Below are 23170 nucleotides of genomic sequence, written 5' to 3'. Positions count from 1 at the left end.
TTGCAGGAAACGCGAGGCAATCCTGAGGCACCCCGTCTTCGCCATCCTGGTGGTTACCACAGACGCATGAGGTCGAAATAGATCGCCATGAACATCAACGACCCGACCAGCGCCATGCCGATCCTGAGCCCGGCATTCTGCACCTTCTCGGACAGTGGCTTGCCGCGCACCGCCTCGACCAGATAGAACAGCAGATGCCCGCCATCCAGCACCGGAATCGGCAGCAGATTCAATACCCCGAGACTGATGGACAGATACGCCATGAAGCCCAGGAAGGCTTCAAGCCCGGAGCGAGCCGTATCACCGGCGATCCGCGCGATGGTGATCGGTCCGGACAGATTGGAGGGCGCGATCAGGCCCACCAGCATCTTGCGGATGGAGTCCAGCGTCAGCACCGTCATCTCGCCGGTCTTGCTCACCGCCTGCCCTACGGCAGCCAGGGGCCCATAGCTGAGCTCACGCTGATACTCTTCCGGCCAGCTGACATTCTCGACACCGGCGCCGACCTGCCCCACGACACGCCCGTCATCGAGCGCATTGCTCGCGGGCGTCAGTGACAGCGTCTCTTCCTTGCCATCACGCGCCACCAGCACGGACAGCGTCTCGCCCGGCGCACCGCGCACACGCTCGACGAAGTCGATCCAGTCCACCACCAGCACGCCATCAATGCTGACGATACGGTCTCCCGCCTTCAAGCCGGCAGCCTGCGCCGCACCGTCCTCCAGCACTCGCCCCAGCACCGCCGGCAGCTGGGGCCGCCAGGCGGTGATGCCCAGCGTGACCAGCGGACGCGGCGGATCCTGATCCACCAGGAAGCGCTCGACATCCAGTGTCTGTTCACGCGAGGCACTGGTGCCCGGAGCACGGGTGGTGATCGTCAGCTGGTCGTCCCCTATCGCGCCGATGAGGCGCAGATTGATCGCCTCCCAGCTTTGTGTCGGCTGATCATTGATGGCGACGATTTCCGCATCGGGCGTCAGCCCGGCACGCCCTGCAGGAGAGTCCGGCGCCACCGCTCCGACCATCGGCACCACGGTCGTGGTACCGGCGACGAACAGCGCCCAGTACGCCAGAATCGCCAGCAGGAAATTGGCCAGCGGCCCTGCCGAGACGACGGCGATGCGCTTCCAGACGGACTTGGTATTGAAGGCCAGATGGCGCTCCGACGGGTCGACTGGCCCCTCGCGCTCATCCAGCATCTTGACGTAGCCGCCCAATGGAATGGCCGCGACACCGTATTCCGTGCCGTGGCGGTCCGTCCACGACCAGAACGGCTTGCCGAAACCGATGGAGAAGCGCAGCACCTTGATGCCGCAACGACGCGCGACCCAGAAATGACCGTACTCATGGATGGTGATCAACACCCCCAGCACGACGATCACGGCAAGAATATTCTGGATCACACCCATCACGCGCTCCTGGAAATTGGTGCCCGAGATGGGCAGCCTGCCCTGTCACGCCCACAAGGAAAGTGACAAGACAGTGCAAGATAGGATTTCAGGGCCCGACGAGGGCCAGTTGGGCGGCTGCCAACTCACGTGCCGCGGCATCTTCGGACAGGATCACCTCGAGACCATCCACCGCCAGGGGCGGGCGAGCCTGCATGACGGCTTCCACCACCACCGGGATACGATCGAAGGCCAGGCGGCCCTCGAGAAAGGCTGCCACTGCCACCTCATTGGCGGCATTCATCACTGCAGGCCAGGTACCGCCTGCCGCGATGGCTTCACGCGCCAGACGCAGACACGGGAAGCGCGTCTCATCAGCGGCACGGAAGTCGAGTCGCGCCACCTGGAAAAGATCCAGCGGCTCGACGCCGGCATCGATGCGCTCCGGCCAGGCCAGCGCGTAGGCGATGGGCGTGCGCATGTCGGGATTGCCCATCTGGGCCAGCACCGAACCATCACTGTAAGCCGCCATCGAGTGAATGACACTCTGGGGATGCACGACGACCTGGATGTCGTTGGGCCCACAGGCGAACAGCCAGCAGGCCTCGATCAGTTCCAGCCCCTTGTTCATCAGGGTGGCACTGTCGACGGAGATCTTGCGCCCCATCGACCAGTTGGGATGCGCGCAGGCCTCGGCCGGCGTCACCGTCGCCAGGCGCTCGGCAGGCCACTCGGCCTCGTCACGGAACGGGCCACCCGAGGCAGTCAACAGCAGCTTCTCGACCCCGATGGGGGCCAGCCCATCGCGATGCTCGGGCGGCAGGCACTGGAAGATGGCGTTGTGCTCGGAATCGATGGGCAGCAGCGTCGCACCGTGCTGCTTCACCGCATCCATGAACAACTGGCCGGCACACACCAGCGCCTCCTTGTTGGCCAGCAGGACGCGCTTTCCCGCACGCACCGCAGCCAGAGTCGGCAGCAGCCCGGCAGCACCCACGATGGCCGCCATCACGCTGTCGACCTCGGGGGCCTCGCTGATGTCCACCAGCGCCTGCTCACCGTGACGTACCTCGATGGGCGTGCCCTGGTAGCTCTCGACGCCCTCGAGCGCCTCACCGAGCCACAGCGCCGCCTCGGCGGAGGCGATCACCGCCACCTGAGGTCGATGGACCAGGCACAGCTCCAGCAATGCCTCATGGCGCGTGGCGGCACTCAATGCATGCACCACATAACGCTCCGGATGGCGCGAGATCACATCCAGCGTGCTGGAGCCGATGGAGCCGGTGGCCCCCAGAATCGTGATGCGCTGCACCGGCGCATTGGAGGACATGTCACCCGCCATCACGCACCACCTCCCAGCACCCAGGGCAACAGTAGCGCAAACAACGGCACGGCCGCCGTCAGACTATCGATGCGGTCCATGATGCCGCCGTGCCCCGGCAACAGCTGACTGGAGTCCTTCATCTCACGCTCGCGCTTGAACATGCTTTCCAGCAGGTCTCCCAGCACCGAGACGCCAGTGACGCCCAGCGTGACCACCAGCAGCGGCAGCCAGTCGGCCTGCCCTGCCAGCGCATAGCCGGTGGCCAGCAATCCGGTGGCGACCAGCCCGCCGTAGACACCTTCCCAGGACTTGCCCGGACTGACACGTGGCGCCAGCTTGCGCTTGCCGAATCGCTTGCCGGAGAAATAGGCGCCGATATCCGCCGCCCACACCATCAGCAGCACGTACAGCAGCCACTCGCCACCGCTGGTCTTGAGCTGGAGAAAGCCGAACCAGGTCGGCAACAGTGCCAGGACCCCGACACCCAGTCGCATGCCGGTGGCATGCCATTCCTGACGCTTTTCGGGGTAATGCATCACCCAGCGCAGATTGACGGCCCATGCCAGCGCCGCCAGATAGAGCGGCCAGCGAGCCTGGGAGGCATCCGCCCACCACACCAGCAGCATCGCCAGCGCCATGCAGGCAGGAAACAGCAGACGCGCCGCGCCGGCACGCACGCCGGCAAGATTGGCCCACTCCCAGGCGGCCAGTGCCACCACGCCCCCGGTCATGACCGCAAAGGCGGCACCGTCGAGGCCAAACAGCCCCCACAGCGCCAGCGGGGCGAGAATGAGCGCGGTGATGATTCGTTGTTTGAGCACTAGAGCCCCTCGGCGTCGAGTTGTTCGCTGGTCATGCCGTAGCGCCGTTGACGCTGGGCATAGGCATCGAGCGCCTCATCGAAGGCCGCCGAGTCGAAATCAGGCCACAGCACCGGCGAGAAGTAGAACTCGGCGTAGGCCAGCTGCCAGAGCAGGAAGTTGGAGATACGCTGCTCGCCACTGGTGCGAATGCACAGATCCACTTCCGGGAGCGAACTCAGACAGACCTCGGCCCCGAGGCGGGACTCGTCGATATCCGCGGCCTTGAGCTCGCCTCGCTCGACCTGCGTCGCCAGACGTCGGGCAGCCTCGGCAATGTCCCAGCGGCCACCGTAGTTGGCGCAGATGACCACATGCATGCCGCGATTGTCGCGCGTCATCTCTTCGGCACTGCGGATATGTTTCTGGATGGAGCTTGAGAAGCGGCTGCGCTCCCCGATCACGGAGAGGCGTATGTCGTGTCGATGAAGCTTCTTGACCTCACGCTTGAGCGCCATGAGGAACAGCTCCATCAGCGCACTGACCTCATTGGCCGGACGCTTCCAGTTCTCGCTGGAGAAAGCAAACAGGGTCAGTACCTCGACGCCCTGCTCGGCAGCGCGACGGATGGTACTGCGGACGGTCTCGGCACCGGCACGATGGCCACGGATACCAGCCCAGCCGCGGGATTTCGCCCAGCGGTTGTTGCCGTCCATGATGATCGCCACATGGCGTGGCGTGGAGAGGGAATTCGGTGACGTCATGGGGTCTCGCTACGAGCACCGGATGCCGCCGACAGGGTGCCGGCGGCAGACCCGATCAGACCTGCATCAGGTCAGTTTCCTTGTGCTCCAGAGCACTGTCGACTTCCGCCACATACTTGTCGGTCAGCTTCTGGATCTCGTCTTCTCCGCGACGTGCATCGTCTTCGGAGATGTCCTTGTCCTTGAGCAGGCTCTTGATGTCGCCATTGGCGTCACGACGCACATTGCGAAGCGCCACGCGGGCGTTTTCCGCTTCTGCACGCGCCTGCTTGGTGTAACCACGACGCGTCTCTTCCGTCAGCATCGGCATCGGCACGCGAATCACGTCACCGGCGGTGGACGGGTTGAGACCCAGGTCAGAAGTCATGATGGCCTTCTCGACCTTCGGCACCATGGGCTTTTCCCACGGCACGACAGTCAGGGTGCGCGCATCTTCGGTGGTGATGTTGGCCACCTGATTCAGCGGCACCTGGCTACCGTAGTAGTCGACCGTCACGGCATCGAGAATGCTCGGATGCGCACGACCGGTACGAATCTTGCTGAAGGCGGCACCGAGGGACTCGATGGTCTTCTTCATGCGTGCTTCGACGTCTTTCTTGATATCGTTGATCACAATCTTACCCTCTATCAATCAGCGTGCCTTCCTTGCCACCCACCACCAGGTTGAGCAGCGCGCCTACCTTGTTCATGTTGAACACCCGTACCGGCATGTCATGGTCACGCACCAGGCAGATGGCGGTCAAATCCATCACGCCGAGCTTCTGCTCCAGCGCGTCGTCATAACTGAGGCTCTCGTACTTCACGGCATCCGGGAACTTGACCGGGTCCTTGTCGTAGACACCATCCACCTTGGTCGCCTTGATGACGGCATCGGCATCGATCTCGATGCCACGCAGACAGGCGGCGGAATCCGTGGTGAAGAACGGGTTGCCGGTGCCGGCGGAGAAGATGACGACGTCACCCGAGGTCAGATAACGGATCGCGGTACGGCGGTCGTAATGTTCTACCACGCCACTCATCGGGATGGCAGACATGACGCGAGAGCGGATGTTGGAACGCTCCAGTGCATCACGCAGCGCCAGACCGTTCATGACGGTGGCCAGCATGCCCATGTGGTCGCCGGTCACGCGTTCCATGCCGGCTTCCTGCAGGGCCGCACCACGGAACAGGTTACCGCCGCCGATCACGATGCCGACCTGGACACCGATGCCCACCAGCTGACCGATTTCCAGCGCCATGCGATCCAGCACCTTGGGGTCGATGCCGAACTCGCCATCGCCCATCAGGGCCTCACCGGAAAGCTTGAGCAGTATGCGCTTGTACTTGGCATTGCGTTCAGCGGAAATGGTGGCCATGCGAATTTCTCCTGATACTGACATACGGGGACGGGGCGGCCCGAAGGCGGGGGCCAGATACACGATGGCGTGCGACTAAGCGCACGCCATCGTGAGAAGCGAAAACAGTCAGCCCTTACGCGCGGCTGGCCTGCTCACGGACTTCAGCTGCGAAGTCCACTTCTTCCTTCTCGATACCTTCACCGACTTCCATGCGCACGAAGGATACCACTTCACCGCCGGCAGCCTTGACGAACTCGGCGACGGTCTGGTTCGGGTCCTTGACGAACGGCTGTTCGGTCAGGCTGTTTTCAGCCAGGTACTTCTTCAGACGGCCCTGGGACATCTTCTCGGCGATTTCCGCCGGCTTGCCAGCCATGTCCGGCTGAGCAAGGATGATGGCCTTCTCGGCGTCCATCTGTTCCTGCGGCATGTCTGCCGGACGTGCACAGACCGGGTTCACGGCTGCGACGTGCATGGAAACGTCCTTGGCCGCGTCAGCGGTGCCGCCCTGCAGCAGGGTCAGAGCCGCGATGCGACCGCCGTGGACGTAACCACCGACGACACCACCGGCCGGCGCTTCGACCAGCTCGGCGCGACGCACGGAGATGTTCTCACCGATCTTCTGAACCAGCTGACCACGAGTGTCTTCCAGCTCGCCTTCCATCAGGGAAGCGATATCGGTGTTCTTGGTCTCGAACACGCGGTCGGCGATCAGCTTGGTGAAGGCCTGGAAGTTGTCATCGCGAGCGACGAAGTCGGTCTCGGAGTTGACTTCGACCATCACGCCATAGCTGGCATCGTCGGCGACCTTGATGACGATGGCGCCTTCAGCGGCCACACGGCCAGCTTTCTTGGCGGCCTTCAGGCCGGAGTTCTTGCGCAGGTTCTCGATCGCGAGCTCGATGTCGCCACCGGCTTCGGTAAGAGCCTTCTTGCATTCCATCATGCCGAGCGCAGTACGCTCACGCAGTTCCTTGACCATAGATGCGCTGATAGCTGCCATGGGATGAAACCTCTGTCGTGTCGACGTCTTTGAATACGGGAATTCGGTCACGACCGCTTGAGCGGTCGCAAATGAGGGGGCCGTGGCCCCCTCATTGCCTGACCTGACTGCCGCTTGGCTAGGCCATGCCGCACTTAGTGTAGCGCAGCGTGTGTGACAGTCAGATCAAGCCGCCAGGATCACTCTGCTGCGTCTTCTTCAGCCGCAGTTTCGACGAACTCACCGGCCAGCTCTTCTTCCTTGTTCTTGCCACAGGCGCCTGCAATTGCCTGGACATAGATCTGGATGGCACGGATGGAGTCATCGTTACCCGGGATGACGTAGTCCACGCCGTCCGGGTTGGAGTTGGTATCGACGACGCCGATGACCGGGATGCCCAGCTTGTTGGCTTCGTTGATCGCGATGCGCTCGTGGTCAACGTCGATCACGAACATGGCGTCCGGCAGGCCGCCCATTTCCTTGATACCGCCGATGGAACGCTCGAGCTTGTCCTGCTCACGAGTGGCCATCAGGACTTCTTTCTTGGTCAGCTTCGCGAAGGTACCGTCTTCATGCATCTGCTCGATTTCGCGCAGGCGCTTGATGGACTGACGGATGGTCTTGAAGTTGGTCAGCATGCCGCCCAACCAGCGATGGTTGACGTACGGCTGGCCAGCCTTGCGAGCTTCTTCCTTGATGATCTTGCCGGCAGCGCGCTTGGTGCCCACGAACATGATCTTGTTGCCATTGGCAGCCATCTTCTCGACCACTGACACGGCTTCGTTCAGCGCCGGCAGGGTGTGCTCGAGGTTGATGATGTGGATCTTGTTGCGAGCGCCGAAGATGAACTTGGACATCTTCGGGTTCCAGTACTTGGTCTGGTGACCGAAGTGTGCGCCTGCCTTGAGCAGATCGCGCATGTTGACTTGCGCCATGTGAATATCTCCTGGATATCGGGTTGGGCCTCCACGTCCCCCATGGATCCGACCGCTTGCGCGGCACCCGGGACCATGTGACGGAACGTGTGTGGATTGGGGTTATGTACGTCAGTCCTTTCAATGTCGCCTCGGCCAGATGCCCGGAGGTGGCCGATCGAGGAGAATTTGCAGGAAAGCGCGCGGCTTTATACCATAGCTCGACCACGATATGAAGTCGCGACTGCCCGACACGGCACGCGATGCGTCGCGCCATTCCCCCGCCACGCGCGGCCTGGCGGCGTTTCATCCCTCTTATCTCCTGCCTCGAGTCCTCATGAACATTCCCATCAAGACAGCTGAAGAAATCGACAAGATGCGCGTCGCCGGCCGTCTGGCGGCTGAAGTGCTGGAGCTGCTCGACGAGCACGTCCGTCCCGGTGTCACCACGGGCGAGCTCAATCGCATCGCTCACCATCACATCACCGAGGTTCAGGGCTGCATTCCGGCACCGCTCAACTACCACGGCTTCCCGAAATCGATCTGCACCTCGATCAATCACGTTGTCTGTCACGGCATCCCCGATGACAACAAGAAGCTCAAGAAGGGTGACATCCTCAACATCGACATCACCGTGATCAAGGACGGCTATCACGGCGACACCTCGAAGATGTACATCGTCGGGGAACCGACCATCCAGGCGGAGCGCCTGTGCCGCATCACCCAGGAATGTCTCTACAAGGGCATCGAGCTGGTACGCCCGGGCGTACGTCTTTCCGAGATCGGTCGCGCCATCCAGAAGCATGCCGAAGCGGCAGGTTACAGCGTCGTGCGTGACTTCTGCGGCCACGGTATCGGTGCCGGCTTCCATGAGGACCCGCAGGTGCTGCACTATGACGGCTACGAAGCCCGTGCCGACGCCGAGCTCCTGGAAGGCATGTGCCTGACCATCGAGCCGATGGTCAATGTCGGTGGTTACAAGGTGAAGGTACTCAAGGACGACTGGACAGCCGTGACCAAGGACAAGAGCCTGTCCGCGCAGTGGGAGCACACCCTGCTGGTCACCGCCACCGGCGTCGAGGTGCTGACACGTCGCACGGAAGAGGACCTCTCCTTCCTCGAGGGTTGATCACGATGCTCCTGCACCACTACCACTTCGTCGAGCGTGAAGCGCTCTACGATGCCGTCACCTTCGACGGCGAGCTGGCCACGACGAAGACGCCCATCCCGCTGTTCAAGCGGGCTCTGGCACAGGTACAGGAGCGTCTCGAGGCCCGCTTCAAGGCGGGTGCCGACATCCGCGACCTCATCCATGGCCGTGCCCGCGCCATCGATCGCCTGCTGGCCATCGCCTGGCAACGCCAGGCCTGGCCGGATGATGGCATCGCCCTGCTCGCCGTGGGCGGCTATGGCCGTGGTGAGCTGCACCCGCACTCCGACATCGACCTGCTGCTGTTGCTGGAGCAGGACGATGACATGCCCTACCGTGAGGCGCTATCCGCCTTCATCACCTTCCTGTGGGACATCGGGCTCGAGATCGGCCAGTCGGTGCGCTCGCTGAGTGACTGCGAACGTGAGGCCCGTGCCGACGTCACCGTGATCACCAACCTGTTGGAATCCCGTGTCATCGCCGGCCCGCAGCGGCTGCGCGAGGCCATGCGCGAGCGCCTGGGTACCGACCGTCTGTGGCCGGCCGAGGCCTTCTTCGAGGCCAAGTGGCAGGAGCAGATCGCTCGCCACCACAAGTTCGCCAATACCGAATATCACCTCGAGCCCAACATCAAGTCATCCCCCGGTGGCCTGCGCGATATCCAGATGATCGGCTGGGTCGCCAAGCGTCACTTCGGGGTCGAGCGCTACGACAACCTCGTCGAGCTGGGCTTCATGAATGACGCCGAGCTGCGCATCCTAAGCCAGGGGCAGGCCTTCCTGTGGCAGGTGCGCTTCGCGCTGCACATGCTGGCCGGGCGCGCCGAGGACCGGCTGCTGTTCGACCACCAGCGCACCATCGCCGAGCTGTTCGGCTTCCAGGACACGCCCGAGCACCTGGCGGTCGAGCAGTTCATGAAGCGCTACTATCGCCACGTCACCGCCCTGGCGGGCCTCAACGACATGCTGCTGCAGCACTTCGATGAGGCCATCCTGCGCCATGACGAGCCGGTCAACATCGTGCCGCTCAATCCGCGCTTCGAGATCCGCAGCGGCTACATCAGCCTGCGCGAGGAAGGCGTGTTCCGCCGCCGCCCCGCCGCGCTGCTGGAGCTGTTCCTGCTCATGGCCCAGCACCCCGAGATCGAGGGCGTGCGCGCCGACACCATCCGCGCACTGCGTGACCATCGTCACCAGATCGATGACGCCTTCCGTGACGACGTCCGTCACCAGAGCCTGTTCATGGAGCTGATGCGCTCCGGCGGCAACGTGCCACGCGTCCTCAAGCGCATGGCGCGCTACGGCATCCTCGGCAAGTACCTGCCGGCCTTCGGTCGTGCCGTCGGCCTGATGCAGCATGACCTGTTCCACGTCTACACCGTCGATGCCCACACCCTGCGCCTGCTCAAGGTCGCCCAGGAATTCCGCGCCCCTGACGCGGAAGAGGAATTCCCCGTCGCCGCCGCCTTGATCCGTGAACTGCCCAAGCTGGAATTGCTGTGGATCGCGGGGCTCTATCATGACATCGGCAAGGGACGCGGCGGCGATCACTCCGAGATCGGCGCACTGGAAATCGAGGACTTCGCCCGCCGTCACGATCTCAGTCAGCGCGACACTCGCACCCTGAGCTGGCTGGTGCGTCACCATCTGCTGATGTCGATGACCGCGCAGAAGCAGGACATCGCCGACCCCGAGATCATCACGCGCTTCGCCGAGATCGTCGGCGACGAGACGCATCTCGACTACCTCTACGTGCTGACGGTGGCCGACATCAATGCCACCAACCCCTCGCTGTGGAATGGCTGGCGAGCGGCGCTGCTGCGTCAGCTGCACATGGAGACGCGCCGGGCGCTGCGACGGGGCCTGGAGCATCCGCCGGAACGCCACGAATGGATCGCCGAGACCCGCGAGGAAGCCCTGTCACTGCTGGCCGGCATGGGCACCTCACGCAGCGACGCCGAAGCGCTGTGGGCCAGCCTCGGTGACGACTACTTCGTACGCTACGCGCCCAGCGAGGTGGCCTGGCACACCCAGGGCATCCTGGCACGTCAGGCATCGCCCCAGCTGGACGAGCATGGCGAACCTCTGCCGCTGGTGCTGACCAGTGCACCCACCGAAGAGATGACCGAAGGCGGCACCAAGGTCTTCATCCATACCCGCTCGGTGGACAACCTGTTTGCCGCCACGGCGGCGGCACTGGAGCAGCTGGGGCTCTCGATCCACGATGCACGCATCGCCACCTCGAGCCACAACTGGACGCTCAACACCTTCATCCTGCTCGACGATGACGGTGAGCCGATCCGCGACGCCGCACGTCTCGCCGACATCCGCACCCATCTGGTCGAAGAGCTGGATGACCCGGATGACTACTCGGTGATCGTCAATCGCCATACGCCGCGTCAGCTCAAGCATTTCCGCATCGCGCCACGCATCACGCTCAGCCAGGACTACACCAATGGCCGCAGCGTGCTGGAAGTGATCGCCTCTGACCGCCCGGGTCTGCTGGCGCGCATCGGCCGCGTGTTCATGGAGCACGAGATCGCCATCGATGCCGCCAAGATCGTCACCCTGGGCGAGCGCGTCGAGGATATCTTCTTCATCACTGACCGCGCCGGTGAGCCGATCACCGACCCAGAGCGCCAGACGCGCCTGCGTGACGCCCTGACCGAAGTGCTCCAGGTCGGCGAGCGCGGCTGACGCGTCGCGCAGGCATGAACAGCGAGAGGCCGCCGGCACCCCACGATTGAGGGGACCGGCCGCCTTCCCTATAATCGCGAGTCGACCTGCATGGCGGTCCGGCGGACTCGCGGACGCCTTCCTTCCTGCTCGGCCGGCAACGGCCATCACCCATGGAACGTGCATGAACCCGGATCTCGACCAGCTCAAGCCCTACCCGTTTGAAACCCTGGCCAAGCTGCGCGAGGGCGTCGTCCCCAACCCCGCTCTGGACCCGATTGCGCTGACCATCGGCGAGCCGCGTCACGCGCCGCCCGAGTTCGTGCTCGACACCCTGCGCGAGCACATCATGGGCGTGGCCAAGTATCCCGCCACCGGCGGCCTGCCGGAATTGCGCTCCGCGATCGCCAGCTGGCTGGAGAAGCGCTTCTCGCTCAACGCCACGCCGGATATCGACCAGCAGGTCCTGCCGGTCACCGGCACCCGCGAGGCACTGTTCGCCTTCATCCAGGCCTCGCTGGACAGCACGCGTCCGGCACGCGTACTGGTGCCGAACCCCTTCTATCAGATCTACGAAGGCGCGACGCTGCTGGCCGGCGGCGAGGTCACCTACCTGCCCTGCCCTGCCGAGAACGGCTTCCGCCCCGACTACGCCGCGGTGCCGGCCGAGGTATGGCGTGACACCCAGATCGTCTTCGTCTGCTCGCCGGGCAACCCCACTGGCGCGGTGACGCCGCTGGCCGACTTCCAGCAGCTGATTCGCCTCGCTGACGAGCACGACTTCCTGATCGCCTCCGACGAGTGCTATTCGGAGCTTTACCTCGACGAAGCCACACCGCCGCCGGGCCTGCTGCAAGCCTGTGCCGCCATGGGTCGTGATGACTACGCGCGCTGCGTGGTCTTCCACTCGCTGTCCAAGCGCTCCAACCTGCCGGGCCTGCGCTCCGGCTTCGTGGCCGGCGATGGCGAGGTGATCCGTCGCTTCCGTCACTACCGCACCTATCACGGCTGCGCGATGCCGCTGCACCACCAGCACGCCTCCATCGCCGCCTGGAATGATGAAGCCCACGTGCTGGCCAATCGCGACGCCTACCGCGAGAAGTTTGCCGCCGTGACCGAGATCCTCGCGCCGGTGATGGACTTCCCGACCCCGGAAGCCAGCTTCTATCTCTACCCGGCCGTGCCGGGCGGGGATGACGCCGCCTTCACCCGCGAGCTGCTGCGTGAAGAGGCCGTCGGCGTGCTGCCGGCAAGCTACATGGCGCGTGAGGTGGACGGCGTGAATCCGGGCGCCGGACGCATTCGTCTGGCGCTGGTGGCCGAACTGGAACAGACCGTCGAAGCCGCCCGGCGCCTGCGTCGCTTCGTCAAACGCCTGCGCTGAGCGCCAGACCCGCACGGGCTGACAACAGCCCAATACTGGATGACAGCCCCGCCCGGCGGGGTGGACTGGCTAAAGGAGACCGCCATGCACGTGCTCTACGGCATCAAGACCTGCGATACCTGCCGCAAGGCGCGCCGCGCCCTCGATGGCCGGGGCGTGCCCTACCGCTGGCATGACCTGCGTGAGGATGGCCTCTCCGCCAGCCTGCTGGAATCCTGGCTGGAGCAGACCGCCTGGAGCAGCCTGCTCAACAAGCGCAGCACCAGCTGGCGCAACCTGAGCGATGAACAACGTGACAGCCTCGATGCCAACTCGGCACGCGCACTGATGCTGGAGCACCCGACCCTGATCAAGCGCCCTATCCTTGAACGCCATCCGGCCGAGGACGAGGTGGATCTGGTGATCGGCTATGACAAGGCGGTCTACGAACCGCAGGACTGAGTTACCTCTTACACCACTGGACACCCCGGAGATTGACACGATGTTGAGCCTTGCCCTCGGAATCGGCACCCAGAACACCACCGGCGACTGGCTGGAAGTCTACTATCCTGCCCCGCTGTTCAAGCCGACCGCTGCCGTTGCTGACGCCGCTCGCAAGGCACTGGACGCACCGGCCGGCACCACTGCCACCAGCTTCCTGCCGGAGCACTGTGCCGCCCTGGCAAGCGCCCTGCGCGACGCCGGCGACAGCGCCCAGGCCGAACTGGCCGAAAGCCTGGCCAGCTCCCAGCGCCCGCTGGTCGCGATGTTCCTCGAGGAAGACGCCGCCCCGCAGAGCGTGCCGGAGGTCTACCTCAAGCTGCACCTGCTGTCTCACCGCATGGTGCGTCCGCACGGCATCGATCTGACCGGCATGTTCGGTCTGCTCAAGAATGTCGCCTGGACCAGCGAAGGCGCCATCGACATCGAGGAGCTGCCGGCGCGTCGCCTCAAGGCCCGCCTGGAAGGTCGCACCCTATCCGTGGACTGCGTCGACAAGTTTCCGAAGATGACCGACTACGTGGTGCCGACCGGCATTCGTATCGCCGACACCGCGCGTGTGCGTCTGGGCGCCTACCTGGGCGAAGGCACCACCGTGATGCACGAAGGCTTCTGCAACTTCAATGCCGGCACCGAAGGCCCGGGCATGATCGAAGGCCGCATCTCCGCGGGCGTCTTCGTCGGCAAGGGCTCTGATCTGGGCGGCGGTTGCTCCACCATGGGCACCCTGTCCGGTGGCGGCAACATCGTCATCAAGGTCGGCGAAGGCTGCCTGATCGGCGCCAATGCCGGTATCGGCATCCCGCTGGGCGATCGCTGCACCGTGGAAGCTGGCCTCTACATCACCGCCGGCACCAAGGTCATGGTCTTCGACAACGAAGGCCAGGAAGTCGAGACGGTCGCGGCCCGTGAGCTGGCGAGCCAGGACGACCTGCTGCTGCGTCGCAACTCCGTCACCGGCCGTGTCGAGTGCCGCACAAACAAGAGCGCCATCGCGCTCAACGATGCCCTGCACGCCCACAACTGAGGCGCGTGACGATGGCCTGTCAGGGGCTGCACCTCTGGCAGGCCGTCGTGGCATTTCCCGGCTCGGGCAGCAGTGTCCGAGCCGGCGTGAAGACACTTCGTCTCTCCCCCGAATTTCGCGCTGTCGCTCCTCGCGATGACGCCTGCAGCGATGGCCCATGATGACTGATTCACACGCACCGCTTCCGCCACGCCCCGCCGATCTGTCTCCGACGCTGGAGCTGGCCTTCGATCTCATCTCACGCCCCTCGGTCACGCCGGATGATCTGGACTGCCAGACCCTGATGATCGAACGCCTCGAGGCGCTGGGCTTCACGATCACGCGGCTGCCCTTCGGCGATGTCGACAACTTCTGGGCGGTGCGCGGCCATCATGGTCCGGTGCTGGCCTTCGCCGGTCACACCGATGTCGTGCCGACGGGTCCGGAAGCCAACTGGCAGTATCCGCCGTTCTCGCCGTGCATCGACGATGCCGGCTTCCTGTGTGGCCGTGGCGCCGCCGACATGAAGGGTTCGCTGGCCGCGATGCTGACCGCCACCGAGCGCTTCGTGACCGCCAACCCGGACCACGAAGGCCGCATCGCCTTCCTGATCACCTCCGATGAGGAAGGCCCGGCGGTTCACGGTACCCGCGCGGTGGTCGAGTATCTGCGCGAGCACCACGAACGCCTGGATTACTGCATCGTCGGCGAGCCGTCCTCCACCGACTACGCCGGTGACGTGATCAAGAATGGCCGTCGCGGCTCGCTCGGCGCCGTCATGCACGTGAAAGGCGTGCAGGGCCACGTGGCCTATCCGCACCTGGCACGCAACCCGATCCACGAGGCTGCCCCGGCACTGGCCGCCATGGCCGCTGAACACTGGGACGACGGCAACGACTTCTTCCCGGCGACCAGCTTCCAGATTTCCAACATCCGTGGCGGTACCGGCGCGACCAACGTCATCCCCGGCGAGCTGGAAGTGGTGTTCAACTTCCGCTATTCCACCGAGCTGACCGCCGATGACCTCAAGCGTCGCACCTACGAGATCCTCGAGAAGCACGGGCTGGACGTCGAGATCGAGTGGAACCTGAGCGGCGAGCCCTTCCTGACACCGGAAGGCGCGCTGGTCGATGCCGCCGTGCACGGCGTGGAACGCGCGCTGGGCCGCAAGCCGGTACTGTCCACCTCCGGCGGCACCTCGGACGGACGCTTCATCGCCACGCTCGGCACCCAGGTCGTCGAGCTGGGGCCGGTCAACGCGACCATCCACAAGATCGATGAACGCGTCATGGCCAGCGATCTGGATCAGCTCTCCAGCGCCTATGAACACATCCTGGAATATCTGTTTGTCCCCGCGACCCGAGAGACCACGGCATGAGCGAGACCCCGCACACTGACGCCGATGAGCAATACCCGGACATCGAGATCTACCTCAAGCCCTTGAGCCTGGAAGCGCTCGGTGCCTGGCTGGGCGAGCAGTTCGGGCAGGTCGTCGTCTTCCAGCCGGCCGGCAAGCTGCAGCACCGGACCCGCCTCACGCGTGACGGCGCCGAGATCGCGGTACTGGTCGTGGAGAAAGTCGCTGACGGGTTCGCCAGCCTGTGGTTCGACAGCGCCAGCACTCCCTGGGCACGTGATGTCGACTGTGCTCGCGCCGCCGCCCGAGGGCTGCAGGTCGAGGCGCGCTGCTCGCTGGGCAGCTGGCAGCCAGGTGATGAGCCGGACCGCTTCTTCCGCGTCATGGCCGATGGCAGCGAAGAGGCCTTCACCTGGCCAGACCAGGGCTGAGTGACGCGACGCTCGTCACCCCAATGTGCAGGCCATGAACGACAACGCCCCGCAGGCTAGCCTGCGGGGCGTTGTCGTCTTTCACTGAGCGAGTCAGCGATCAGGTGATGACCGTCACGTCATCCGCCTGCAGGCCACGCTCATTGCTGATGACGTGGTAACGCACCTTCTGACCTTCGGCCAGCGTGCGATGGCCCTTGCCACGGATGGCACGGAAGTGCACGAAGACATCTTCACCGCTCTCGCGGGTCACGAAGCCATAGCCCTTGTTGACGTTGAACCACTTGACCTCGCCGATCTCACGATCGTCGTCCTCGACTTCGGCCAGCGCCGCGGAACGCGGTGTCAGCACCGGAATGGCCAGGGTGGCGACCAGCAGCAGAATGAAGACGGCGACGGCAGCAGCGGCGTAGGCCAGTTCAAAGCCCTCGACGCTGAGTGCAGTGGACAGCGTGTCGGCCAGCTCGCCGCCGGTCAGGGTGATGAAGACGGCAATCAGCAACGGTGCCGGCAATGCCAGCAACAGACTGATGATGAAACAACGGAAGAACGATTTGGAACTCATCAAGATAAACTCTCTAAGCAATGGATTAAGGTGGAACGCGACAAGGCAGAAGGGGGTACTTCAGATGATCCATATCAGAATGTTCTGCCAGACGCCGCAGCAAGGGCAGAATCCGGGAGGATGACGACACGCGATGCGACCGTCAGTCGTCGGACCTCTGCCTGAACGCAACGCCTCACGGCGATGCCCGTGGCTGTGACTGACACTCGGTGTCAGCCTGGCCACGTCGTGGCTCGTGATGCGAGTCTCCCCACATCAGTCGATGGAACCGGCAGCCATGTCAGTGCCAGAGGCGAAACTGGCAGGTGCCGTCAACAGGTGCACTGCGCGAAAAGAAGGCAGAACACACCGATATCAGTCTAACACGCCTCACCAGAATGCGTCTGATGCCACCACGTGCCTCCCCTCAACCCTTGTCGGTCCGCTTGTGGCTGGTGATATCCTCACGCCACTGACTCACCCACCGGGACTGACACCTCTCTTCAGGAGTTCATAGCGCATGTCGACCCCGACCGATCTTCCCGGCGATGCTCGGCTGGAAGCACGCCTGGAGGCGCTCGAAAGCCGCCTGGCCCACCAGGATGACTGGCTGGAGACGCTGGATCGCACCGTGATTGCCCAGCAACGCCAGATAGAGACGCTCGAGCGCCTCACCGCGCTGATGAGCGCGCAGCTGCGCCAATTGCGCGAATCTGGCAGTGAACGGACACAGACCGACTCACTGTCGCCTGCCGACGAGCTTCCTCCTCACTACTGAAGCGAGCACTGGCACCTGTGATCAAAACGCAGAACGGCCCCGCAGCGCATGCCACGGGGCCGTTCTTGTGCGTGCCTCCCTGACGGCCTGTCAGGAGACGCGAGCGCGGAGAGTCAGGCCATTCAGGCAGTCAGGCCATCCAGATAGCGCTCGGCGTCCAGCGCCGCCATGCAGCCAGTACCGGCAGAGGTGATCGCCTGGCGATAGACGTGATCCATCACGTCACCACAGGCATAGACACCGGGGATGCTGGTCTGGGTGGCATTGCCTTCCAGGCCGGACTGGACCTTGAGATAGCCGCCCTGCATCTCCAGCTGGCCTTCGAACAGGCTGGTATTCGGACGATGGCCGATGGCGATGAACACCCCCATCGAGCTCAGCTCCTTGGTGGCGCCACTCTCGACATGACGCAGACGCACGCCGGTGACGCCGGAGTTGTCACCCAGCACCTCATCCAGCGTGTGATGCCATTCCACCGCCATGTTGCCGTTCTCGACCTTGTCGAACAGCTTGTCCTGCAGAATCTTCTCGGCGCGCAGGCTGTCGCGACGGTGCACCAGGGTGACCTTGGAGGCGATGTTGGACAGGTACAGCGCTTCCTCGACCGCGGTGTTGCCGCCACCGACCACCACGACTTCCTGATTGCGATAGAAGAAGCCGTCACAGGTCGCGCAGGCCGAGACGCCCTGGCCCATGAACTGCTGCTCGCTCGGCAGTCCCAGATACTGTGCACTGGCACCGGTGGCGATGATCAGGGCGTCACAGCTGTAGCTGCCGTTGTCACCCTTGAGCAGGAACGGACGCTCGCCGAGAGTCACTTCGTTGATGTGATCGAACAGGACTTCGGTCTCGAAGCGCTCAGCGTGACGGCGCATGCGCTCCATCAACTCCGGTCCCTGCACGCCGGCATCATCGCCCGGCCAGTTGTCGACATCGGTGGTGGTGGTCAGCTGGCCACCCATCTGCATGCCGGTGATCAGCAGTGGCTTGAGGTTGGCACGCGCGGCATAGACGGCAGCGGTGTAACCCGCCGGGCCGGAGCCGAGGATGATCAGACGTTCGTGACGGACATTGCTCATGGATGACCTCAGGACAGATGAAGGCGGAAAATTCACCAGACGCCGGGTGACGACTGATGATCTATGTACTGAGCGATGCGGACAGCGTCTGCGATCGGCATGGCTCAGGACACGGAGTGGATGGTGAACAGGGACTGCGCAGATTAGCGCAGACGCGCCGAGCTTTCAGCACTGCGCTCAGACCGGCATCGCAGAAGCTTATGACGCTAGCCTCAGATACACGGAAGCCGCCGCCAGGGGCGACGGCTTCCGGTTCGCCTGCCAGTCGAGCCACTCATGGGAGGGTGTCGAAAGGCGGACGCTCGATCAGTCAGCGATGACGCGGCTGATCGCGACCAGGCAGCGACTTACAGGCTGCTGGAGTGACCTGCCAGGTACTTGGCGACACCTTCAGCGGTGTCCTTCATGCCTTCCTGACCTTCTTCCCAGCCTGCCGGGCAGACTTCGCCGTTGGTCTGGTGGAACTGCAGGGCCTTGACCATGCGGACCATCTCGTCGACGTTGCGGCCCAGCGGCAGGTTGTTGACGACCTGGTGCTGAACGACACCGTCTTCGTCGATCAGGAAGGACGCGCGCAGTGCGACGCCAGCTTCCGGGTGCTCGACACCGAAGGCCTGCACGATTTCGTGCTTGACGTCAGCCACGATCGGGAAGCCGACTTCACCGATGCCGCCAGCGTCCGGAGAGGTCTTGCGCCATGCGTGGTGAGTGAACTGGGAATCGATGGAAACACCGATGACTTCAACGCCGAGTTCCTTGAACTTCGCCAGACGGTTGTCGTGGGCGATGATTTCAGACGGGCAAACGAAGGTGAAGTCCAGCGGCCAGAAGAACAGCACACGCAGCTTGCCGTTGGAATCAGACAGCTTGTAGTTGTCGACGATGGTACCGTCGCCCAGCACAGCTGCGGCTTCGAAATCCGGGGCCTGACGTCCGACCAATACGCTCATGGTGATCTCCTGAGAAATGATGATGGAAGGCGCAAAGCCGCCTTCGTGATGAATCGCCACACAGACTAATCGCCTCAGGTGGCAGATGCCAAATGTTTGGCGCAATCACCATCATAGAGTTTGCCTATGAAAGCTCGATGACGATGCCTGCTGCGCCGGAATCATAAGTGACCTCTGAAACAGAATACAGTATCTCCTGTGCACTGCTCGGGATTCTCGCTCTTGCGGCGTGATTCGGGGCAGATGCGCTGAATCAGGGCACCTGAGATCGCGTCTGGAATCGCACCTGAGATCGCCCGCCGAGGTCAGAGCACGTCATCGTCCTGGCCGATATCCAGGCCGTCCAGCTCACCACTGGCGGGGTCCACCTGCTGGCGCACCTGAATCGGCTGACAGCAGCGCTCGCAGTCGATGATGTTGGTCAGACTGCCCTCGTCCAGATCCAGGAACACCGTGAAGGGCGTGTCACAGTAGGGGCAGTTGATTTCCGCCTCATGCAGCGCCTCACTGGTCACGCCTTCATGCTTGTCCTCGAGCAGCTCATGTCCCGGCCACTCATCGGACTGCCCCGAGGAATGCTCCGCCAGCCACTGCTCGACGGCAGCATCCAGTACCTCGTCATCTTCCGGCAACTCACCCGGCTCACGCCCTTGATCACTCATGCCAACCTCCGTCATGTCATGTGAGAGATGCGATTGATCGCGGCGAAGGCCTTGCCAGCGGCTGACAGTCCACGAGCCATGAGCGCCATGCTCACCTCCCTCACGATGTCTCTCATCCGTCTCTATGGCAGCGAACGCGACGCGGGGTTCCTCACTGCGCACTATCCTCAAGCAAGCAGGCGCTTGAATTCCGGTCAGATGATGACCATAGCCTTATATAGGCAGTATCCCGCGATTTGGCAGTCGCTCTCAGGCGACGCGTCGCAGCCGGCCAAGGCACCTGACGCACCTGTTGGATGACACATCAGCAGTCTGGCCGGTGAAGACAACGACAAGGAGGAGAATCATGGGTTCCCAGCGCTCTCAGTCACTGGATTCGCTCAATACCCTCTCCGAACTGCAGGTCGGAGACAGGCAATATCACTACTACTCGCTCAAGAAGGCCGCCGAGTCGCTTGGCGACCTGACGCGACTGCCCTTCACGCTCAAGGTGTTGCTGGAGAACCAGCTGCGCTTCGAGGATGGTGACACTGCCACCAAGGACGACATCGAGGCGCTGGCCGACTGGCAGAAGACCGCCTCCAGCACTCATGAGATCGGCTATCGCCCGGCCCGGGTGCTGATGCAGGATTTCACCGGTGTGCCCGGGGTCGTCGACCTGGCCTCCATGCGTGACGCCGTCAAGACACTGGGCGCGAACCCCGAGAAGGTCAATCCGCTGACCCCGGTGGATCTGGTCATCGACCACTCGGTGATGGTGGATCACTACGGCGACCCGAGCGCCTTCAAGGACAACGTGCGCATCGAGATGGAGCGCAACCGCGAGCGCTACGAGTTTCTGCGCTGGGGCCAGCAGGCCTTCGACAACTTCTCCGTCGTCCCGCCGGGTACCGGCATTTGTCACCAGGTAAATCTGGAATATCTCGGTCGCGCCGTCTTCACCCGCGAGGAAGATGGCAAGACGCTCGCCTACCCTGACACCCTGGTCGGCACCGACTCCCACACCACCATGATCAATGGCTTGGGCGTGCTGGGCTGGGGTGTCGGCGGGATCGAGGCGGAAGCCGCGATGCTCGGCCAGCCGGTCTCGATGCTGATTCCGGAAGTGGTCGGCTTCAAGCTGACCGGCAAGCTCAACGAAGGCATCACCGCGACGGACCTGGTGCTGACCGTCACCCAGATGCTGAGAAGCCGTGGCGTGGTCGGCAAGTTCGTCGAGTTCTACGGTGATGGCCTGGACGACCTGCCACTGGCGGACCGCGCGACCATCGCCAACATGGCGCCGGAATATGGTGCCACCTGCGGCTTCTTCCCGCTGGATGACGAGACGCTCAACTACATGCGTCTGTCCGGCCGCTCCGATGAACAGGTCGCGTTGGTCGAAGCCTATGCCAAGGAGCAGGGTCTGTGGCGTGAGCCGGGCCACGAGCCGATCTTCTCCGACACCCTGGAGCTGGACATGGGTGAGGTCGTCGCCTCTCTGGCCGGCCCCAAGCGTCCGCAGGATCGCGTCGCGCTCACCGACATCAAGCAGACCTTCGAGAAGATCCTCGATGACCAGCTGGGTCAGATTCCCGCGGTCGAGGACGGCAAGTGGCTGTCCGAGGGTGGCCAGACCGCCGTCGATGTCGAGCAGAGCTACGAGAAGGATACCGACTACAGCGAGCTGGACGGCGAGACCTTCCGTCTCGATCACGGGGACGTGGTCATCGCCGCCATCACGTCCTGCACCAACACCTCCAACCCCAGCGTGATGCTGGCGGCAGGCCTGGTGGCCCGCAAGGCACGCGAGAAAGGCCTGCGCACCAAGCCATGGGTCAAGACCTCTCTGGCACCGGGCTCCAAGGTCGTCACCGACTATCTCGCCTCGGCGGGGGTTCAGGATGACCTCAACGAGCTGGGCTTCAATCTGGTCGGTTATGGCTGCACGACCTGCATCGGCAACTCCGGCCCGCTGCCGGACCCTGTCGAAGCCGCCATCAACGAGCGTGACCTGACGGTCGCCTCGGTGCTGTCGGGCAACCGCAACTTCGAGGGTCGCGTGCACCCCAACGTGCGCACCAACTGGCTGGCGTCACCGCCCCTGGTGGTGGCCTACGCCCTCGCCGGCACCGTGCGCACCGACCTCTCCAAGGAGCCGCTGGGCAAGGACAACGACGGCAACGATGTCTTCCTCAAGGACATCTGGCCCACCCAGGCGGAAATCGCCACGGCCGTCGAACAGGTACGCACCGAGATGTACCGCAAGGAGTACGCTGAAGTCTTCGACGGCGACGAGACCTGGCAGGCCATCGAGGTACCGGAAGCCGAGGTGTATGAGTGGAAGGATTCCACCTACATCCAGCATCCGCCGTTCTTCGAAGGCATGGAGCGCGAGCCAAAGGCCGTGCAGGACGTCGAGAACGCTCGCGTGCTGGCCATGCTCGGCGACTCGGTGACCACTGACCACATCTCACCGGCCGGTGCCATCAAGCCGGACAGCCCGGCGGGTCGCTACCTCAAGGAGAACGGTGTCGAGGTCAAGGACTTCAACTCCTATGGCTCACGTCGCGGCAACCACGAGGTGATGATGCGCGGCACCTTCGCCAACGTGCGCATCCGCAACGAGATGCTCGATGGCGTCGAGGGCGGCGAGACACGCCACGTGCCCTCCGGCGAGCAGATGGCCATCTACGATGCCGCCATGAAGTATGCCGAGGAAGGCACGCCACTGGTGGTGGTCGCGGGCAAGGAGTACGGCACCGGCTCCTCACGTGACTGGGCCGCCAAGGGCACCCTGCTGCTGGGCGTACGTGCGGTGATTGCCGAGTCCTATGAGCGCATCCACCGCTCCAACCTGATCGGCATGGGCGTGGTGCCACTGCAGTTCCCCGAAGGCGAGAGTCGCCAGTCTCTCGGCCTGACCGGTGATGAGGAAATCAGCATCAGCGGTCTGAATGACCTGACGGCTGGCGGCAAGGTCCAGGTCACCTTCAAGAGCGACAAGGGTGAGCAGAAGATCGAGGCGCTGTGCCGCATCGATACCGACAACGAGCTGGAGTACTACCGCCACGGCGGCATCCTCCACTACGTGCTGCGCGGCATGCTGTAACCCGCCAGCCGCTGATCGCAGCGCTGACCGCAATACAAAAGCCCCCGCAGGCATGGCCTGCGGAGGCTTCTTCA

General features: G+C 63.6%; 21 protein-coding genes. 9 read left to right on the top strand and 12 right to left on the bottom strand.

The features are described from left to right. Positions 1-53: 53 nt before the first annotated feature. The 8 genes from rseP to rpsB form a co-directional block, all read right to left on the bottom strand. Complete coding sequence (gene rseP, locus QD228_RS11625) at positions 54-1409, bottom strand: sigma E protease regulator RseP (protein WP_279875647.1); 1356 nt, start codon at positions 1407-1409, stop codon at positions 54-56. Between the two features lie 88 nt (positions 1410-1497). Further along, positions 1498-2718 carry a 1-deoxy-D-xylulose-5-phosphate reductoisomerase gene (gene ispC / locus QD228_RS11620; protein ID WP_077378177.1) on the bottom strand — a complete coding sequence of 407 codons (1221 nt, stop codon included), beginning with the start codon at positions 2716-2718 and terminating at the stop codon, positions 1498-1500. 11 nt (positions 2719-2729) lie between these two features. Continuing rightward, positions 2730-3533 carry a phosphatidate cytidylyltransferase gene (locus QD228_RS11615; protein ID WP_191237717.1) on the bottom strand — a complete coding sequence of 268 codons (804 nt, stop codon included), beginning with the start codon at positions 3531-3533 and terminating at the stop codon, positions 2730-2732. Beyond that, positions 3533-4276, bottom strand: a complete 744-nt coding sequence (uppS, locus tag QD228_RS11610) for a polyprenyl diphosphate synthase (protein ID WP_084207816.1) — start codon at positions 4274-4276, stop codon at positions 3533-3535. The genes QD228_RS11615 and uppS overlap by 1 nt, the downstream gene beginning before the upstream one ends. Positions 4277-4331: 55 nt before the next feature. Beyond that, positions 4332-4889, bottom strand: coding sequence for a ribosome recycling factor (gene frr / locus QD228_RS11605; protein WP_077377825.1), 558 nt, complete (start codon positions 4887-4889; stop codon positions 4332-4334). Between the two features lie 4 nt (positions 4890-4893). Further along, a complete protein-coding gene (pyrH, locus tag QD228_RS11600; protein ID WP_240499639.1) occupies positions 4894-5631 on the bottom strand; it encodes a UMP kinase in 738 nt (245 codons plus the stop codon). A 115-nt stretch (positions 5632-5746) separates the two neighbouring features. Further along, positions 5747-6616: a translation elongation factor Ts gene (gene tsf / locus QD228_RS11595; protein ID WP_065392492.1), complete on the bottom strand. Its 870-nt coding sequence runs from the start codon at positions 6614-6616 to the stop codon at positions 5747-5749. A 179-nt stretch (positions 6617-6795) separates the two neighbouring features. Beyond that, positions 6796-7530 carry a 30S ribosomal protein S2 gene (rpsB, locus tag QD228_RS11590; RefSeq protein WP_065392491.1) on the bottom strand — a complete coding sequence of 245 codons (735 nt, stop codon included), beginning with the start codon at positions 7528-7530 and terminating at the stop codon, positions 6796-6798. 316 nt (positions 7531-7846) lie between these two features. Here rpsB and map point away from each other — a divergent pair, with 316 nt between their 5' ends. The 7 genes from map to QD228_RS11555 all read left to right on the top strand — a co-directional run bounded on the left by map (position 7847) and on the right by QD228_RS11555 (position 15992). Further along, positions 7847-8638, top strand: a complete 792-nt coding sequence (gene map, locus QD228_RS11585; RefSeq protein WP_077378170.1) for a type I methionyl aminopeptidase — start codon at positions 7847-7849, stop codon at positions 8636-8638. Positions 8639-8643: 5 nt separating this feature from the next. Further along, complete coding sequence (locus QD228_RS11580) at positions 8644-11355, top strand: [protein-PII] uridylyltransferase (RefSeq protein ID WP_077377823.1); 2712 nt, start codon at positions 8644-8646, stop codon at positions 11353-11355. 163 nt (positions 11356-11518) lie between these two features. Continuing rightward, on the top strand, positions 11519-12718 hold the full coding sequence (gene dapC, locus QD228_RS11575) for a succinyldiaminopimelate transaminase (RefSeq protein ID WP_279875644.1): 1200 nt from the start codon (positions 11519-11521) through the stop codon (positions 12716-12718). Positions 12719-12802: 84 nt separating this feature from the next. Beyond that, positions 12803-13159: an ArsC family reductase gene (locus tag QD228_RS11570; RefSeq protein WP_136939639.1), complete on the top strand. Its 357-nt coding sequence runs from the start codon at positions 12803-12805 to the stop codon at positions 13157-13159. Positions 13160-13199: 40 nt separating this feature from the next. After that, on the top strand, positions 13200-14225 hold the full coding sequence (dapD, locus tag QD228_RS11565; RefSeq protein WP_279855995.1) for a 2,3,4,5-tetrahydropyridine-2,6-dicarboxylate N-succinyltransferase: 1026 nt from the start codon (positions 13200-13202) through the stop codon (positions 14223-14225). Between the two features lie 160 nt (positions 14226-14385). Continuing rightward, positions 14386-15582, top strand: coding sequence for a succinyl-diaminopimelate desuccinylase (gene dapE, locus QD228_RS11560; RefSeq protein ID WP_279875641.1), 1197 nt, complete (start codon positions 14386-14388; stop codon positions 15580-15582). Then, complete coding sequence (locus QD228_RS11555) at positions 15579-15992, top strand: hypothetical protein (protein ID WP_077377811.1); 414 nt, start codon at positions 15579-15581, stop codon at positions 15990-15992. Before dapE ends, QD228_RS11555 begins: the two co-directional genes overlap by 4 nt. A 100-nt stretch (positions 15993-16092) precedes the next feature. On the opposite strand, the gene QD228_RS11550 is transcribed toward QD228_RS11555, so the two are convergent. Further along, positions 16093-16557, bottom strand: coding sequence for a cold-shock protein (locus QD228_RS11550; protein WP_077377808.1), 465 nt, complete (start codon positions 16555-16557; stop codon positions 16093-16095). 499 nt (positions 16558-17056) lie between these two features. Here QD228_RS11550 and QD228_RS11545 point away from each other — a divergent pair, with 499 nt between their 5' ends. Beyond that, positions 17057-17314, top strand: coding sequence for a SlyX family protein (locus QD228_RS11545; protein ID WP_077377805.1), 258 nt, complete (start codon positions 17057-17059; stop codon positions 17312-17314). A 122-nt stretch (positions 17315-17436) separates the two neighbouring features. On the opposite strand, the gene trxB is transcribed toward QD228_RS11545, so the two are convergent. The 3 genes from trxB to QD228_RS17160 form a co-directional block, all read right to left on the bottom strand. Next, complete coding sequence (gene trxB / locus QD228_RS11540; protein ID WP_077377802.1) at positions 17437-18393, bottom strand: thioredoxin-disulfide reductase; 957 nt, start codon at positions 18391-18393, stop codon at positions 17437-17439. A 347-nt stretch (positions 18394-18740) separates the two neighbouring features. After that, positions 18741-19343: a peroxiredoxin gene (locus QD228_RS11535; RefSeq protein WP_065392448.1), complete on the bottom strand. Its 603-nt coding sequence runs from the start codon at positions 19341-19343 to the stop codon at positions 18741-18743. Between the two features lie 305 nt (positions 19344-19648). After that, the gene (locus tag QD228_RS17160; RefSeq protein ID WP_347882132.1) at positions 19649-20005 is read right to left on the bottom strand and encodes a CPXCG motif-containing cysteine-rich protein; all 357 of its coding nucleotides are present in this window, start codon (positions 20003-20005) and stop codon (positions 19649-19651) included. 346 nt (positions 20006-20351) lie between these two features. On the opposite strand from QD228_RS17160, the gene acnA reads away from it, so the two are divergent. Next, the gene (gene acnA / locus QD228_RS11525; protein ID WP_279875639.1) at positions 20352-23096 is read left to right on the top strand and encodes an aconitate hydratase AcnA; all 2745 of its coding nucleotides are present in this window, start codon (positions 20352-20354) and stop codon (positions 23094-23096) included. Positions 23097-23170 lie beyond the last annotated feature (74 nt).

This window comes from Cobetia sp. 3AK (assembly GCF_029846335.1).
GTDB classification, from domain to species: domain Bacteria; phylum Pseudomonadota; class Gammaproteobacteria; order Pseudomonadales; family Halomonadaceae; genus Cobetia; species Cobetia marina.
This window is presented reverse-complemented; position numbering and strand designations above follow the sequence as displayed.